Annotated in this window: 11 protein-coding genes and 1 other RNA gene; 4 read left to right on the top strand and 8 right to left on the bottom strand. The window is 56.4% G+C overall.

What is annotated here, in order from left to right; translation table 11 throughout:
• Nucleotides 1-104: 104 nt before the first annotated feature.
• From ACXAEW_RS14085 to ACXAEW_RS14055, 7 genes are all read right to left on the bottom strand, one after another.
• The gene (locus ACXAEW_RS14085; RefSeq protein ID WP_474941919.1) at nt 105-2,453 is read right to left on the bottom strand and encodes a DUF3772 domain-containing protein; all 2,349 of its coding nucleotides are present in this window, start codon (nt 2,451-2,453) and stop codon (nt 105-107) included.
• A gap of 17 nt (nt 2,454-2,470) precedes the next feature.
• Complete coding sequence (locus ACXAEW_RS14080; RefSeq protein ID WP_474941918.1) at nt 2,471-3,505, bottom strand: cysteine synthase A; 1,035 nt, start codon at nt 3,503-3,505, stop codon at nt 2,471-2,473.
• Between the two features lie 79 nt (nt 3,506-3,584).
• Entirely contained in the window at nt 3,585-4,709 is a 1,125-nt protein-coding gene (locus ACXAEW_RS14075) for an NUDIX domain-containing protein (protein ID WP_474941917.1), read from the bottom strand.
• Nucleotides 4,710-4,734: 25 nt separating this feature from the next.
• Nucleotides 4,735-5,175: a TrgA family protein gene (locus ACXAEW_RS14070; protein WP_474941916.1), complete on the bottom strand. Its 441-nt coding sequence runs from the start codon at nt 5,173-5,175 to the stop codon at nt 4,735-4,737.
• Nucleotides 5,176-5,187: 12 nt separating this feature from the next.
• Nucleotides 5,188-6,393: a class I SAM-dependent methyltransferase gene (locus ACXAEW_RS14065; RefSeq protein WP_474941915.1), complete on the bottom strand. Its 1,206-nt coding sequence runs from the start codon at nt 6,391-6,393 to the stop codon at nt 5,188-5,190.
• 79 nt (nt 6,394-6,472) lie between these two features.
• Complete coding sequence (locus ACXAEW_RS14060) at nt 6,473-7,891, bottom strand: cryptochrome/photolyase family protein (RefSeq protein WP_474941914.1); 1,419 nt, start codon at nt 7,889-7,891, stop codon at nt 6,473-6,475.
• Between the two features lie 17 nt (nt 7,892-7,908).
• Nucleotides 7,909-9,135, bottom strand: a complete 1,227-nt coding sequence (locus ACXAEW_RS14055) for an aminotransferase class V-fold PLP-dependent enzyme (protein ID WP_474941913.1) — start codon at nt 9,133-9,135, stop codon at nt 7,909-7,911.
• 157 nt (nt 9,136-9,292) lie between these two features.
• On the opposite strand from ACXAEW_RS14055, the gene ssrA reads away from it, so the two are divergent.
• The 3 genes from ssrA (at nt 9,293) to ACXAEW_RS14040 (ending at nt 11,849) form a co-directional block, all read left to right on the top strand.
• Nucleotides 9,293-9,642: a transfer-messenger RNA gene (gene ssrA, locus ACXAEW_RS14050) on the top strand.
• A 344-nt stretch (nt 9,643-9,986) separates the two neighbouring features.
• On the top strand, nt 9,987-11,270 hold the full coding sequence (chrA, locus tag ACXAEW_RS14045) for a chromate efflux transporter (RefSeq protein ID WP_474941912.1): 1,284 nt from the start codon (nt 9,987-9,989) through the stop codon (nt 11,268-11,270).
• Between the two features lie 96 nt (nt 11,271-11,366).
• Complete coding sequence (locus tag ACXAEW_RS14040; protein ID WP_474941911.1) at nt 11,367-11,849, top strand: SspB family protein; 483 nt, start codon at nt 11,367-11,369, stop codon at nt 11,847-11,849.
• A gap of 108 nt (nt 11,850-11,957) precedes the next feature.
• Here the strand turns inward: ACXAEW_RS14040 and ACXAEW_RS14035 are convergent, their stop codons facing one another.
• A complete protein-coding gene (locus ACXAEW_RS14035) occupies nt 11,958-12,569 on the bottom strand; it encodes a hypothetical protein (RefSeq protein ID WP_474941910.1) in 612 nt (203 codons plus the stop codon).
• 222 nt (nt 12,570-12,791) lie between these two features.
• On the opposite strand from ACXAEW_RS14035, the gene fumC reads away from it, so the two are divergent.
• Nucleotides 12,792-14,186 carry a class II fumarate hydratase gene (gene fumC / locus ACXAEW_RS14030; protein ID WP_474941909.1) on the top strand — a complete coding sequence of 465 codons (1,395 nt, stop codon included), beginning with the start codon at nt 12,792-12,794 and terminating at the stop codon, nt 14,184-14,186.
• Nucleotides 14,187-14,204: the final 18 nt, after the last annotated feature.

The raw sequence follows: 14,204 nt of genomic DNA, 5'->3' as shown, positions 1-14,204 counted from the left end.
AAACAGCATTTCTTTGCTGAAATGTGACTGTTTTTTGTGGGTAAATTTCCGCCCGTCCCAAAAAGGCCCGACAGTTTGAATGCCGGGCCTTCTTCTTGGTACATTTACGCGGTAGAATCCGGTTCAGGATCGCCCCGCAAGGCTTCGGGGTTGCGAATCCAAAGATCCCGCTGGGCAAAGGGAATCTCAATTCCGGCTTCGCGGAACCGGCGCTCGATCTCATAGTTGATTTCGGATTGAACCGAGAGCTTCCAGTTCACATCCCGCAGGATCGCGCGGATCTCAAAATCAAGGCTATCCGCCCCGAACCCCTGGAACACGATACTGGGAGCCGGATTGGCCAGAACCATCGGATGGGCATTGGCAATCTCGGACAGAATCCCTTCGACCTTGCGCGGATCGGTGCCATAGGCCACGCCAACTGGAACGATAACGCGTCCCACCGTGTTGCCACGGGTAAAGTTGGTGACTGTTCCAGTAATCAGATCCGAGTTCGGCACAATCACATCGGTACGGTCAAAGGTCTCGATCCGTGTGGAGCGCACCGAAATGTCGCGCACATAGCCCATCATGCCCCCAACTTCGATCCAATCCCCTTTTGAGACCGGACGCTCGATTAGGAGAATAATACCCGAGACAAAGTTGGACACAATTGTCTGCAGGCCGAAACCGATGCCCACGGACAATGCACCGGCCACAATGGCCAAGGACGACAGATCCAATCCGGCCGCGGAAATTGCGATAACCGCAGCCAGGAATATCCCGACGTATCCCGTGCCCGAAACAATTGCATTCTGCCCCCCCGGATCCAGCCGGGTCTTGGGCAGAAGCGACGTCCGCAGGCTGCTTTGGAGGATGCGGGTCACCATATATCCGATGGCAAAGATCACCGTAAAGCTGAGGAATGCGGTCGGAGAAATCGTGACATCTCCGACGTGAAACCCGTTGCGCAGCTTGTTCAGCAGCTCCATCAGATCCGCCTGCCGCGCGCCCCAGATCAGTGCAAAGAACGGCATGCTGACCAAGGCCAGCAAAAAGCCCAGCAAAACCGCAACCAGACTATCGCTCGCAGTTTCACGATCCTGTTTGCTGAGGTAGCCGTAAACGTCCACCAGGAACCGCTGCAGTACAAGCAAGGTTGCGATCAGCGCCAAGGTCAGGATCGACGGGTAAATCAACGCTTCTGCCGCATTGATAAACCCAACCGCAGCCAGAACCGGGGAGAGGAACCCAAGGAGGTAGGCAATCCGGCGCACCATCTGAATAATGCCATTGATCCCAACCGCCAGCGCGCCTTCACCAGTTTCCTCTTCGGAAACATCTGTGCGTTGCTGCTTTCCGATACGGTGCAACCGCAACATCAGAAGGGCCGCCGCCAGGATCAACGGGAAGCGGAGGACGGCCAATGCCCCCTCGGAGAAGAAGATGAAATCTTCCAGCGTGCTCAGCACATCCTTGGCCACCAGGATGACGGCCAAGAGATCAAGAACCAACCAGGTTGCTGCTGCATTCTTTGGGTCAACCGGGAGCAAGGGATTTTCGGCACGGCGAACATAAAGCCGACCTCCCAACCAGTGAAACGCCAGAAGGATCAGCGCCCAGCCCGCAATGTTGGTCAGCAGCAATGATCCGCGAACCCCAAGAATATCAGCCATCTTTACAGCGCTGACAATCAGCACAACACCGACATAGGGCAGGATCACCTGCCACAGGGACACGCAGAATTCCCAGATGGCCGAGCTTTCCAGTTCGTGCTTGCGGACATAGGCAGCCGTTTTCTGCGACAGCGCGCGCCCCCTCAGAAGTAAGAGGCTGCCCAACCCCAATAGAACGGCCAAAGTCGGCCAGTTTCGTTCAATACGCCGGGCTGTTGTCTCGTGCCCGATTTGATTGACCGTCTCGTTCCACATCGAATTGCTGGCCGAAGTCAGGCTGGACAGCGCGTCCTTCCAGTTTTCCGGGTTAAGTGGTGTCGGCCCGCGTTCCAGCAAAACCGTCTTGCGACGTTCACGGATGATGCTGTCAACTTCGCTAATCAAACCTGATGCCCGGCGAAAGGCCTCCTCGGAAACGATGCGGGGCACGCGCAGCTCGATCAGCTGGTTGCTGAGGCGCTTGCGCAAAGTCGCAAGATCCTCTGGTTCCATTTCGCCATCGGCGGGTGGCTCACCAAGTGCATCCAGCTGCGCCTGAAGTGTGGCAATGCGTTCACCGTTCTTTGATTGCTCATCGCGGAACGTGTCGCGATAGCTCACCAAATCATGCCGCAGCTGCTCCAGTGACACAGTCGAGGCGCGGTTTGCGTCAATCACCTCTTCGGCGCGGTCGGCCGTCTTCAGCCAGCCTTGGTAATACTCTTTGGCCGCAGCACTGGTTTGGGCTGCCGTCACTTGGGTCTGTACAGAAACAGAGAGGCTGATCAGAACGACCAGCCTCAGGAAAAATTTGAACATGTAGGTCAATCCAACATTCATACGTCTTCAAACACGCCCGGAATCGACGCCGGAGCGTGGGTCATCCAGTCCGGCACCGGCAGCCCTTTGTCACGCAGGAAGTCCGGGTTGAAGAGCTTTGACTGATAGCGTGTGCCATAATCACAAAGGATGGTCACAATAGTATGGCCAGGTCCCATTTCCTTGGCCATGCGCACGGCTCCGGCGATGTTGACACCGGACGAACCGCCCAGAACCAGGCCTTCGTCGTGCAGGAGATCAAAGACATAAGGCAGCGCTTCATTGTCCGAGATCTGATAGGAGAAGTCCGGAGTGAACCCTTCTAGGTTCTTGGTGATACGTCCCTGCCCGATGCCTTCGGTGATTGAAGAGCCTTCGGAGGCCAGTTCGCCGGAGGTGTAGAAGGAATAAAGCGCCGCGCCCATCGGGTCTGACAACGCGACTTTTACACCTTTGGGCTGGAGCGCCTCTGCAACGCCGGCCAATGTTCCGCCGGACCCAACCGCACAGGTAAAACCGTCGACCTTGCCACCTGTCTGTTCCCAGATTTCGGGACCGGTTGTTTCGATATGCGCCTGACGGTTGGCAACATTGTCAAACTGGTTTGCCCAGATTGCGCCATTGGGCTCTGTTTTGGCCAGTTCCTTGGCCAGACGTTCCGAATAACGGACATAGTTGTTGGGGTTGCGGTAAGGTGCCGCCGGGACCTGAACCAGCTGTGCTCCGGCTAGACGCAACATGTCCTTTTTCTCTTCGGACTGGGTCTCGGGGATCACGATTACGGTCTTGAAGCCCATGGAAGAGCCAACCAACGCCAGACCAATGCCAGTGTTGCCCGCCGTCCCTTCGACGATAGTGCCGCCGGGTTTCAGATCCCCGCGCGCGATCGCATCTTTGATGATATAGAGCGCGGCGCGGTCCTTGACGGATTGGCCGGGGTTCATGAATTCGGCCTTGCCCAGGATCTCACATCCGGTCTCCTCGCTCACACGGTTGAGACGGATAAGCGGTGTGTGGCCAATAGCATCGGCCAAGTCGCGTGCAATGCGCATGGTATCCCTTTCGATCATTCCCCCAATGATGTAGCGAAGCGGTTCCGGCTTCACAAGGCAGGAACCCCAGGGGAAATGGTCAATTCGCCTGCGCGCGCAAGCGGGCGCGGTGGCGGGCGAGCCATAAACCACAGGTTACCAGGGGGCCGTCGCGATAAGCGCCTGCGTCAATTCCTTCCATGAAGTCATCAAAACTCAGAACGCGGTGACGGATATCCTCTCCCTCGCAGTCCAAACCTCCCCCTGCGGCGACCTGCTCAAAGCGGCCCACACCCACGAACAAGTGAACAAACTCCCCCGAGGAGCCCGAGGACGGAAAAATTTGCGAAACGCTCTCTAATTGCTTCAAAGCGATGCCCGCTTCCTCCTGAGCCTCGCGAATTGCGGCTTCTTCAGGAGATTCGCCAAAGTCGATCATCCCGGCAACGGCCTCCCACAGCCAGGGTTGCCGATCCCCGGCCATGTAGACGGGGGCACGAAACTGCTGGATCAACAAAACCTCATCGCGCCACGGGTCATAGGGTAGAATCGCTGATGCCCGCCCCACCTGAAAACACCCGCGATTGATGACCTCGCTCAGGCTTCCATCAAAGCGACGATACCGCAAATCCATTTCATCCATGGCAAAATGGTTGATGTATTCCCGCTTGTGCTCATGCACCACAACATCGCGCGCCAAAGGGTGATCCGGATGTTCGCTCCCGCCCTGCAAGGCAACCCAGGCTGACGCACGGTTGCGAATGGCATTGAGGCTGGCTGCCATCTGTTCTGGCGTGCGCCGACCTTTCCAGGCCATCATTTCTTCTGTAGCGCGCAGACACACTGTGCTCCATTGGGCCTTCCACGCCTCGAAGTCCCACCGCGCCCCTTTAGACCAAGTGTTCTTTTCCGGAAAAAACATCTGCGCGTCGTGCTGGTCTCCGTTTACGGTGCGGACCTGGCACGCGTCGATATCGCTGGAAAAGCCGGATTCGTAATGGGCCAAAGCCTCCAGATCATCCGCATCCAGATCGCGCACCAGAATCCCTTCTGCCTGTTCTCCTGAAACAACACAAAGGGTCGGGAACGGCTGCCCCACAACATTAAACGCCTGATACCCGTCAAGATAGGCAGCCGATATATCCAATTCAGACGCGGAACGTCCCAGCACATGCTCCAACACCGGCAAAAAGCGCAGCGTGCCGTAAAAAAACAAATCTATCACTTGAACGGACCTCGATCCTAAAAAACTAACCCCAGCGTTTTCCGGCGCGTTCTGTGATCAGGCCAACCAAACAGCCGCCAACAATCAAAGTCGCCCAGACCTTGGCGTCGGCGATAACAAAGAAATAGTCCAAAGCAATTGTGAAAATGGCGCCAATCGCGTCAAATGGCCCATCATAGCGCAATCGCTGGGCAAGACGGAACATTTCCCAGGCACCCTGGGCAAAGAGTGCCAGAACAACCATCAGAAACATGCCCGTCAGACCGTTGTTGATGGACGGAACAAATCCAAAGCCGGTACGGCTGCCCATGTAAACCCATCCGACCATAGCCCCCAGCATCACATTGAAATGTACAAAATAGCCGAAATCGGTCCCTTCGGGCAGCAACGGCATCACCTGTATCGAAACAACAAAGGCCAAAGCGCCCAGTAAAAGCGCAGCAGCTAGTCGGGCGGCAGTCGGCATTCAAATATCCTGTTATCGATGGGCAATTGTTATCTGTGTCACGTCACAGGTACCCGTTTTGAAGGCCGCCGCACAAGAGGTGAGGTAAAAATTCCACATTTTGCGAAACCGGTCATCAAATCCCAACGTCTGGATCTGATCCCAGCGATCATTAAACGTATTGTGCCAACGCCGCAGAGTCTGGTCGTAACTGGGGCCGAATTCGATGGATTGAACCACATTCAGCCCTGCATGCTCGACATGCTGGCGCAAAATGCCCGGGCTTGGAAGCATGCCGCCGGGAAAGATGTGTTTCTGAATAAAATCAATACCTTTGCGATATATCTCCCACCGCCGGTCCGCAACGGTTATGATTTGCAGTGTCGCACGCCCCTCAGGTTTCAGTCGATCCCGAATGGTGTCGAAATACGTCGGCCAGTATTTCTGCCCGACGGCCTCAAACATCTCGATCGAGGCAATCCCGTCAAAACGTCCCTGGCAATCACGATAATCCTGCATTCTCAGGTCAACCTGATCAGAAAGACCCGCCTTTTTAATTCGTTGCCGGGCAAACCTCAGCTGTTCTTCACTGATCGTCAGACCCGTCACCCGAAGCCCGCGTTCCTTGGCTGCATATTCAGCAAACCCGCCCCAGCCGCAGCCGATTTCCAGAACATGATCGCCGGGTTTCACTCCCATCTGATCCACCATAGAGGCGTATTTTGCGGTCTGCGCCCCTTCCAGACTTTCCTGTCCGGTGTCGAACTTCGCGCTGGAATAGGTCATCGTGTCATCCAGCCACAGGCTGTAGAAATCATTCCCGAGATCATAGTGATACGAGATGTTCTTGCGCGCCTGTTTACGGTGGTTACGATGCAGCCAGAAACGGAACCGTTCATAGGCCCGCGCCAAGGATTGTCCCGGGAAGCCATCGTACACCGTATCGGCCCCCATATGAACCAGATCCATGAAGGCCTGCAGATCATTGGTGCTCCACCAGCCTTCCAGATAGGCGTCGGAAAAGCCCAGGTCCCCTTCGCGGATCAACCGGGCGAAACTGTCCGGATTGTGGATATGCAAATCCGCCGCCGGTCCCGGCTGCGCCCCTTTTGCGCGAAATATGCGTCCATCCGGAAGATAAATATCCAATTGCCCGGCCTCCATCTGGCAGAGCGCGTGAAAGACCTGCGGAAAATAGCGCGGCAGGTTTCGTTGGCCTTCGGTGGTCGTGAAAATCATTCGCTTCCCCGTCGTACTGGATTATAGTTACAGGCTAAAAAAGAAACGGAATTGTGACAAGACATCTGTGTTTCCCTTCTCAAGTTGGCACGGATTTTAGGCTTTCATAAGCTGCGAGCGCCCGTTTGCGCCCGTAGCCAAGGTCGATGATCGGTTCATCTCGCGGAGCCGCGGCAGACAGGGCCCATGACGCAGGGCAGCATTCAAAAAACGCTTTTGCAGTTTCAGGGGGGGCGCCCTGCCCCTCGGCGATCCATTTTCGGCAATAGCGCCCGTCCCGGTCAAACTTGTCGCGCTGACCGTCCGGGTTGAAGATGCGAAAGAACGGAGCAGCATCCGGGCCACATCCCGCCACCCATTGCCACCCCATCGCATTTGCTGCGGGATCCCAGTCCACCAGACAGTCCGCAAACCATTCCATCCCGGTTTTCCAATGCACCATCAAATGCTTACACAGGAAACTCGCGACAACCATCCGCACCCGATTGTGCATTTTTCCAGTGACATACATCTCTCGCATCCCTGCATCGACCAGATCGACACCCGTACGCCCCTGTTTCCACTTCTGCTCTGCAACCGGATCGCTCTGCCAGTCGAAGTCATCCCAGCCGGACCGCCAGTTCCGGTCCAGAATGTGCGGCGTATGATGCATCAGATGATAGGAAAACTCTCGCCAAACCAATTCTTTACGAAACTTCTCCACGGCAGGAGATGGCGCAACCTGGTCGCACAGGCTCCAGATTTGTCGCGGCGAAATCTCTCCCCAAGCCAGGTTTTCCGAAAGCCCCGATGTCACCTCGGCTGCCGGAACATCACGCAATTGATCATAGCGCGGCAGGTCTTCGTGAATGAATTCCTCCGCCCGTGCAAAAGCGCGCGTCTCACCCACCCGGCAATGAGCGGCGACGACATCTGCACCACGGTGCATGCGGCTGTCATAACCCAGCTCTGCAAGTGTCAAAGACGCAGGACAGCAATCCGGCGCATCCAGCCTCGGCGCAACATGCGCGGCCGGGGAAACCTCCTGTACAGAAACCGCACGCCAGAACGGGGTATAGACCTGAAAATATCCACCCGCCTTTTTCTCCACCGACCAGGGTTCGAACAACAGGCGCCCCCCAAAAGAGCGCGCCTCCCCCCCGTGAGACTTGAGCGATTTCTCGATCTCGATGTCGCGTTTTTGGGCTGCGCCATCATAAAGGCGCGACCAGTAGACCCCTGTCGCACCGGTTTCCCGCACCAAATCCTGCAACACCTCCAGCGCGGTCCCGCGCCGGATTATGAACGGCAACCCCTGCTCTTTCAAACGCTGCGCAAAATGCGCGAGGCCCAGCCCGAGCCGGAACTGCGCCGCCGCGCCCAACCCTTCTTCTGCCGTGTCACAGATATAAACCGGAAGAACCGCAGCCCCTTTTGCAGCAATGGCGTCCAGCACCGGGTTGTCGGCCAGTCGCAAATCCCGCCTGATCCACCAAACAACAATCTTCTTTTTGGTCAAGCGGCTCCCCTTTTGCCTTAAAGAACATCCTCCAACGCATTGAGGAGATTGTCGATCTCCTGTGGGGACGTGTAATGAACAAAGCTGATACGCAGCACTCCGGTTGCTGGATCAATCCCCAGCGCATTTAATGCGCGCACCGCATAAAAATCTCCGGCGCCTGCCATTATTCCACGGTCCGCAAGCTGCGATGCGACCTCTGCCGGAGAAGCCTGCAAAGCCAGCCCCAAGGTCGGCGCACGGTTCGCAGCATCCGTCGGTCCCAACAGGCGGACGTTATTTTTAGCCTGAAGGAAACGCAGCAACGGCTGCATCAGCTCGATCTCATGGGCGCGCATCAGATCATGAACAAACGTGGCCTTGCCTTGCACTGCCAGCCCTTGCCCACCGTGATGAGCAGCCAGATCTTCGAAGTAATCCACCATCCCGGCTGATGCCGCGACCTGAGCGTGATCCGGACCTGCCGGGGTGAACCGCTTGTAACGTGTTTCGGCGTTGAAATAATGCCCCTGGTTCGGCAGCAAATCCGCAAGCGCGTGGCGGACAACCATAACCCCCTGATGGGGCCCATAGGTCTTGTAGGCTGAAAACAAATAGATATCCGGCCCAAGGTCTTCTACATTCGGCAAACCATGCGGTGCATAGGACACACCATCCACACAGACAAAGGCACCTGCGGCATGGGCAATCGCAGTGATGTCCGAAACCGGGTTAATCTGGCCAACAACATTGGAACAATGCGGGAAACACACCAGACGAACGTTTTCGTCCAGCAGGGTTTCAAGGGCCTCCAGCTCCAATACGCCCGTTTCCGGGTTCATCTTCCATTCGCGGATCTCAATTCCTTCTTCGGCCAACCGCCGCCAGGGTCCGGTGTTGGCCTCATGGTCCTGATTGGTGACCACAATTGCCTCTCCCGGAGACATGAACCTGCGAAACGCCTGCGCCAGAACATAGGTGTTCTGTGTGGTTGACGGGCCAAAGCTCAGCTCGTCCGACTGAACGCCCATCCAGGCTGCCAGACGCGCGCGGGCTTCATCCATTTCTTGTCCAGCCAGGCGCGAGGCCGCATAGGGACCATAAGGTTGCACTTTGCGCTCTTGGTAAAACCGCGTCAGCCGATTGATCACTGGCGCACAGGTGTATGACCCGCCAGCATTTTCAAAGAACGCCTGCCCCTTCAGGCTTGGTTCTGCAAACGCGGGGAACTGCGATCTGACGTATTCGACATCCAATTCGGTCATATCCGGCGTCTCCTGTCCTGTTCCGGCCCAAACTTCCCCAAAGGTAAGAACTTCGCAAGAGGTTTGAAGCCGCAGCCCCCTATTAAAGCGCCCAAGAGGCCGTGCCTGGTGCCGACCTATAATCGGCTCATGAAGAGACTACTGTTTTCAGTATTTTGCCCTTTAACTCTGACGCATCTGCACCTATATTCAGAGCGTTCCTTCGGGAACTATGGACATAAACGCGCTCGTAATAAACGGATCGGACCCGGGGGCGGTACCCGGCGACTCCACCAAACATCCTTCATTTGGGGATCATGGGGTCGAAACAGGATCGACGGACGTCTAAAGGGGTTAGCTTTGTTTCGGCTGTCTGCCACCGTTATCGGCGAAACTTGTACAATTGCAAATGACAATCGTGCTCCGGTAGCCCTGGCTGCGTAAGCAGTTCGGAAAACCGAAATTAAGCCCTTACGCCTAGCCGCGTAAGGCGGGGTTCGCAGGTACCTGGCAACAGAAACCTGCACTTCCCCTCCCCACACCTTCTTAACACTCTGCATTTTCCTCGCACAAAGAGAAGATAAAAAGGTCGTCTACATCCGGCGACAGCCCCGTGCTTATCCCGGACGGAATGGGACGTGACGGGACGCATCTGCCGGAGCGGTTAGCCTGCCCGTATGACCGTGTGCCCGTTTGAATGCTCCGGACAAAGCAAACACAACCGGGCAGGCACCTACAGAAAGTCTTCTATGGGGGCCCAAGAAAAACTTTCACTTGAACCGCGCCCCCAAAACCGCGCATCCCTCCTTCCATCACAGCAAAGCGTCACGCGCCCCAAAAGGCCGTGCGACCAAGGGGATACAGGTTTGGCGATGGCTACTTTTAGTGAACTGTTCCGCGCCTTTGGCCGGATTGGCGTTTTGTCATTTGGTGGGCCGGCTGCGCAGATTGCATTGATGCATCAGGAGCTGGTGGAGAAACGCCGCTGGCTGAGTGAAGATCAGTTCCTGCGCGGCCTCAGCTTTTGCATGATGTTACCAGGCCCCGAGGCGATGCAGCTTGCGACCTATGCGGGATGGCGTTTGCGGGGCACCTTGGGAGGGATCCTGGCCGGAGCCCTTTTTGTACTTCCCGGCGCCTGTGTCATCGCAGCATTGGTGTGGCTGTATGTCAGCCTTGGGGCTCATCCCCTTGTGGCTGCGGGGTTCCTCGGCATCAAGGCTGCGGTCATCACCATCGTGTTCAAGGCTCTTTGGGGTCTTAGCCAAAAGGCGCTGCACCGCCCTCTGGATGGGCTGCTTTCGCTTTTTGGGTTTGTTGCGCTCTTCTTTTTGAACCTTCCGTTTCCGCTTGTCATCCTGACCTCCGGAGTGATCGGCTGCGCCTTACCGCAGTTCTTTACGATTACGGGGCAGTCCACCGAAAAGACAGGTTCACATGTAGAGCCTGTTTCGCCAGGCACACATATGCGCCAGGTGGCGCTCTGGTCGGCCTTGTGGCTGCTGCCGCTGCTGGCGCTTTCTGTTTGGGGGGCTCCGCTTCTGGCAGAGATCGGGTGGTTCTTTGCCAAGCTGGCCGTTGTGACCTTTGGCGGGGCCTATGCCGTTTTATCCTATATGACACAGACCGTTGTACAAGAGCAGGGCTGGATCACCTCGGGCCAGATGGTTGACGCGCTTGGCCTTGCGGAAACCACTCCCGGCCCTCTTATCCTTGTGACACAGTTTGTCGCCATGCTGACAGGTCAGAATGCTGGCGGCGCAACACTGGCTCTGGCGGCCGGCGCAATTGCACTGTGGGCGACTTTTATACCCTGTTTCCTTTGGATTTTTGCCGCAGCGCCCTTTGTGGAACGACTGACCCAGGTGCCTCGGCTCAATGCTGCGCTGAAGGCAATCACAGCCACGGTTGTAGGCGTGATCCTGAACCTATCTCTGTGGTTCGCCATATCCATCCTGTTCGACCAGGTGGAGCGCATCACAACCGGCTTGCTCCATTTCAGCCTGCCTGTGTGGTCAAGCTTGAACGTTGTCTCGCTTCTTCTTGTCCTTGCCGCCCCACTCGCCTTGAAGATTGTCAAAGGCAACTTGTTTACCCTTCTGTTGGCCATGGCAACCTTGGCCATCCTCTTACAAAGGCTTCCGTTTCTGCAATAAACCGCCCCGCGGAAAAAAATCCCCCGTGTTTCCGCAATCTCTTTAGTTTCCGCAAATTTCCGCTATGATTGGAAAAAAGAGCTAAGGGAATACTCTATGACCGGCGAAATCGATTATGGAAATCTGATGCATGCCGCCATGCGCAGCCTGATCAAGACCGTGTTGGAGGACGTGGCCGAGCGTGGCCTGCCTGGGAACCACCACTTTTTCATAACGTTTGACACCAACCATCCCGATGTGTTGATCGCCCAGTGGCTCTGCGACCGCTACCCCGGTGAAATGACTGTTGTGGTGCAGCATTGGTTTGAAAACCTGGTAATTGATGACGCCGGTTTTTCGATCACCCTGAACTTTGGCGACAATCCGGAACCTCTTTATATCCCGTTTGACGCAATCCGGACCTTTGTCGACCCATCTGTTGAATTTGGGCTGCGGTTTGAAAGCCCGGAGACGGATGAGGACGATGATGCCCCAACCGTGTATGAGGTCACAGAAGAGGTCAGCGAAGGGGAAGAAGAGACAGAGGAGGCCCCCAACAAAGATGCTGAGGTTGTCTCTCTCGACAGTTTCCGCAAATGACCTGACCGGGAACCGAATTCCAAGCGGGGTGCGTCAGACGCGCCCCTTTTTGTTTGTTGGTTCGCGCTGTGTGTCGCCCCGTCAATGTACCTTCAGAGCGGCGCAGGTTCAGGGCTGGCGTTCCAGAAAGCTCGTTGTTTCCAGCCGCGGGAAGCCGTTGCGATGGGCTGAAAAATGCAAGTTCATGCCGCCCTCGACCAAGGTCCGGTCATATTGCTGGACTTCGTAGTCCCCGTTTGCATCAATAAACAAAGAGAAAATCGTCAGCGTGTCCCCCTCAAGGCGGGCCCAGACATAGGGTTCGCCTTTCAACGGATCCAGCGGCACGGCATGGCCAAAAACATTCTGGCGCATTGCAGCCGAAAACAGTTCTCCGCGCTCTCCAGGTTCGAACAGGATATCATAGCTTTTGGCAGAGACCTTGCCGGAGGCTTTGAACCGTTTGGTCGTCCATTTGACCCAGAACCCCGACGCCGCGGCACGGATTTCGACATGCATATCGCGGGTTTCCACCTTGCCGTCAGGCCGCGTCACCTCGGCTGAGCCCGCATAGACGCCCACAAACCGCTCCAGCGCCGGGTTGGCTTTGGCGCCGTATTTCTGCGCGGTTGCAGAGCCGGGTAAAAAGGTGATTACAAGCGAAAATACGACAAGAAGTATAGCGGCCAGGGCAGCAAAGCCTTTGGCTGTAACCTGAACGTGTGTAGCAGCCTTTTGCATGGTGAGTCTCATTTTGAATGTCCGCCCATCAACCAGCTTGGAATCGCCGCGCAGTAAACGCAGTGCCGATGGGGGTTATGTATGCCGCCAAACCTCCTTTGAAAAGGTTTCCGGCATTTTGTGAGCGTTAGCATGGGCTCAATGCGCGCCTTGCCAATTGAACCGTCCCCCCCCTTGCGCTAAAGCCACTGGGACGGTTTACCAGACGGAGAGAGAGACACCATGTCCGAGACCCGCACCGAAACAGACAGCTTTGGTCCGCTTGAAGTTCCTTCAGATAAATATTGGGGCGCGCAGACGCAGCGCTCGATCATGAACTTCCCCATTGGCTGGGAAAAACAGCCCGTTGCCATCGTGCGCGCGCTGGGTGTGATCAAAAAAGCCTGTGCCATGGCGAACAAGGCCAGCGGCAAGATGGATGCCAAGATCGCAGATGCTGTGATCCAGGCCGCCGGTGAGGTGTTTGAAGGCAAGTTTGACGACAACTTCCCGCTGGTTGTCTGGCAGACCGGGTCCGGCACCCAGTCCAACATGAACTCCAACGAGGTGATCGCCAACCGCGCGATTGAAATCCTCGGCGGCGTGATCGGCTCCAAAGATCCGGTTCACCCGAATGACCACTGCAACATGGGTCAGTCCTCAAACGATACCTTCCCGACAGCCATGCACATCGCCGCCGCGATGACCGTGCGCGATGTTCTGCTGCCCGGCCTCACCAAACTGGCAGAAGGTCTGGAAGCCAAGTCGGAAGAATTCAAAGACATCATCAAGATCGGCCGCACCCACACCCAGGACGCAACTCCGCTGACACTGGGTCAGGAATTTGGCGGCTATGCCCACCAGATCCGTCAGGGCATCGCCCGTGTGGAAGCCGCCCTGCCCGGCATTTATGAACTGGCACAAGGCGGCACCGCCGTGGGGACCGGTCTGAACACCGCCCCCGGTTGGGGTGAAACCGTCGCGGCGAATATGGCTGAAATCACCGGCCTGCCCTTTGTCACCGCGCCGAACAAATTCGAAGCGCTGGCCGCCCATGACGCCATGGTCTTTATGTCCGGCGCATTAGCAACCGTTGCCGGTGCCATGTACAAAATCGCCAATGACATCCGCTTCCTGGGTTCTGGCCCGCGTTCCGGTCTGGGCGAGTTGATCCTGCCGGAAAACGAGCCGGGCTCTTCGATCATGCCGGGCAAGGTGAACCCGACACAGGCCGAAGCCATGACCCAGGTTGCAGCCCACGTCATGGGGAATGACGCAGCAATGAAATTCGCAGGCAGCCAAGGTCACTTTGAACTCAACGTCTACAACCCGATGATGTCCTATAACCTGCTGCAGTCCATGCAGCTGCTGGGCGATGTGGCTGACAGCTTTACCGAACGTATGCTGAACGGCATCAAGGCAAACGAGCCGCGCATCGACAAGCTGATGAAAGAATCGCTGATGCTGGTGACCGCTCTGGCGCCGACCATCGGCTATGACAACGCGACCACCGTTGCAAAGACCGCGCATAAGAACGGCACCACCCTCAAAGAAGAAGCCATCGCGCTTGGCTTTGTGGACGCCGAAACCTTTGACGCCGTGGTGCGCCCGGAACAGATGATTGGGCCCAAAGCCTGATCCTATGTCACATGACCG

The organism is Epibacterium sp. ABZ3_068, assembly GCF_056159265.1.
This window is presented reverse-complemented; position numbering and strand designations above follow the sequence as displayed.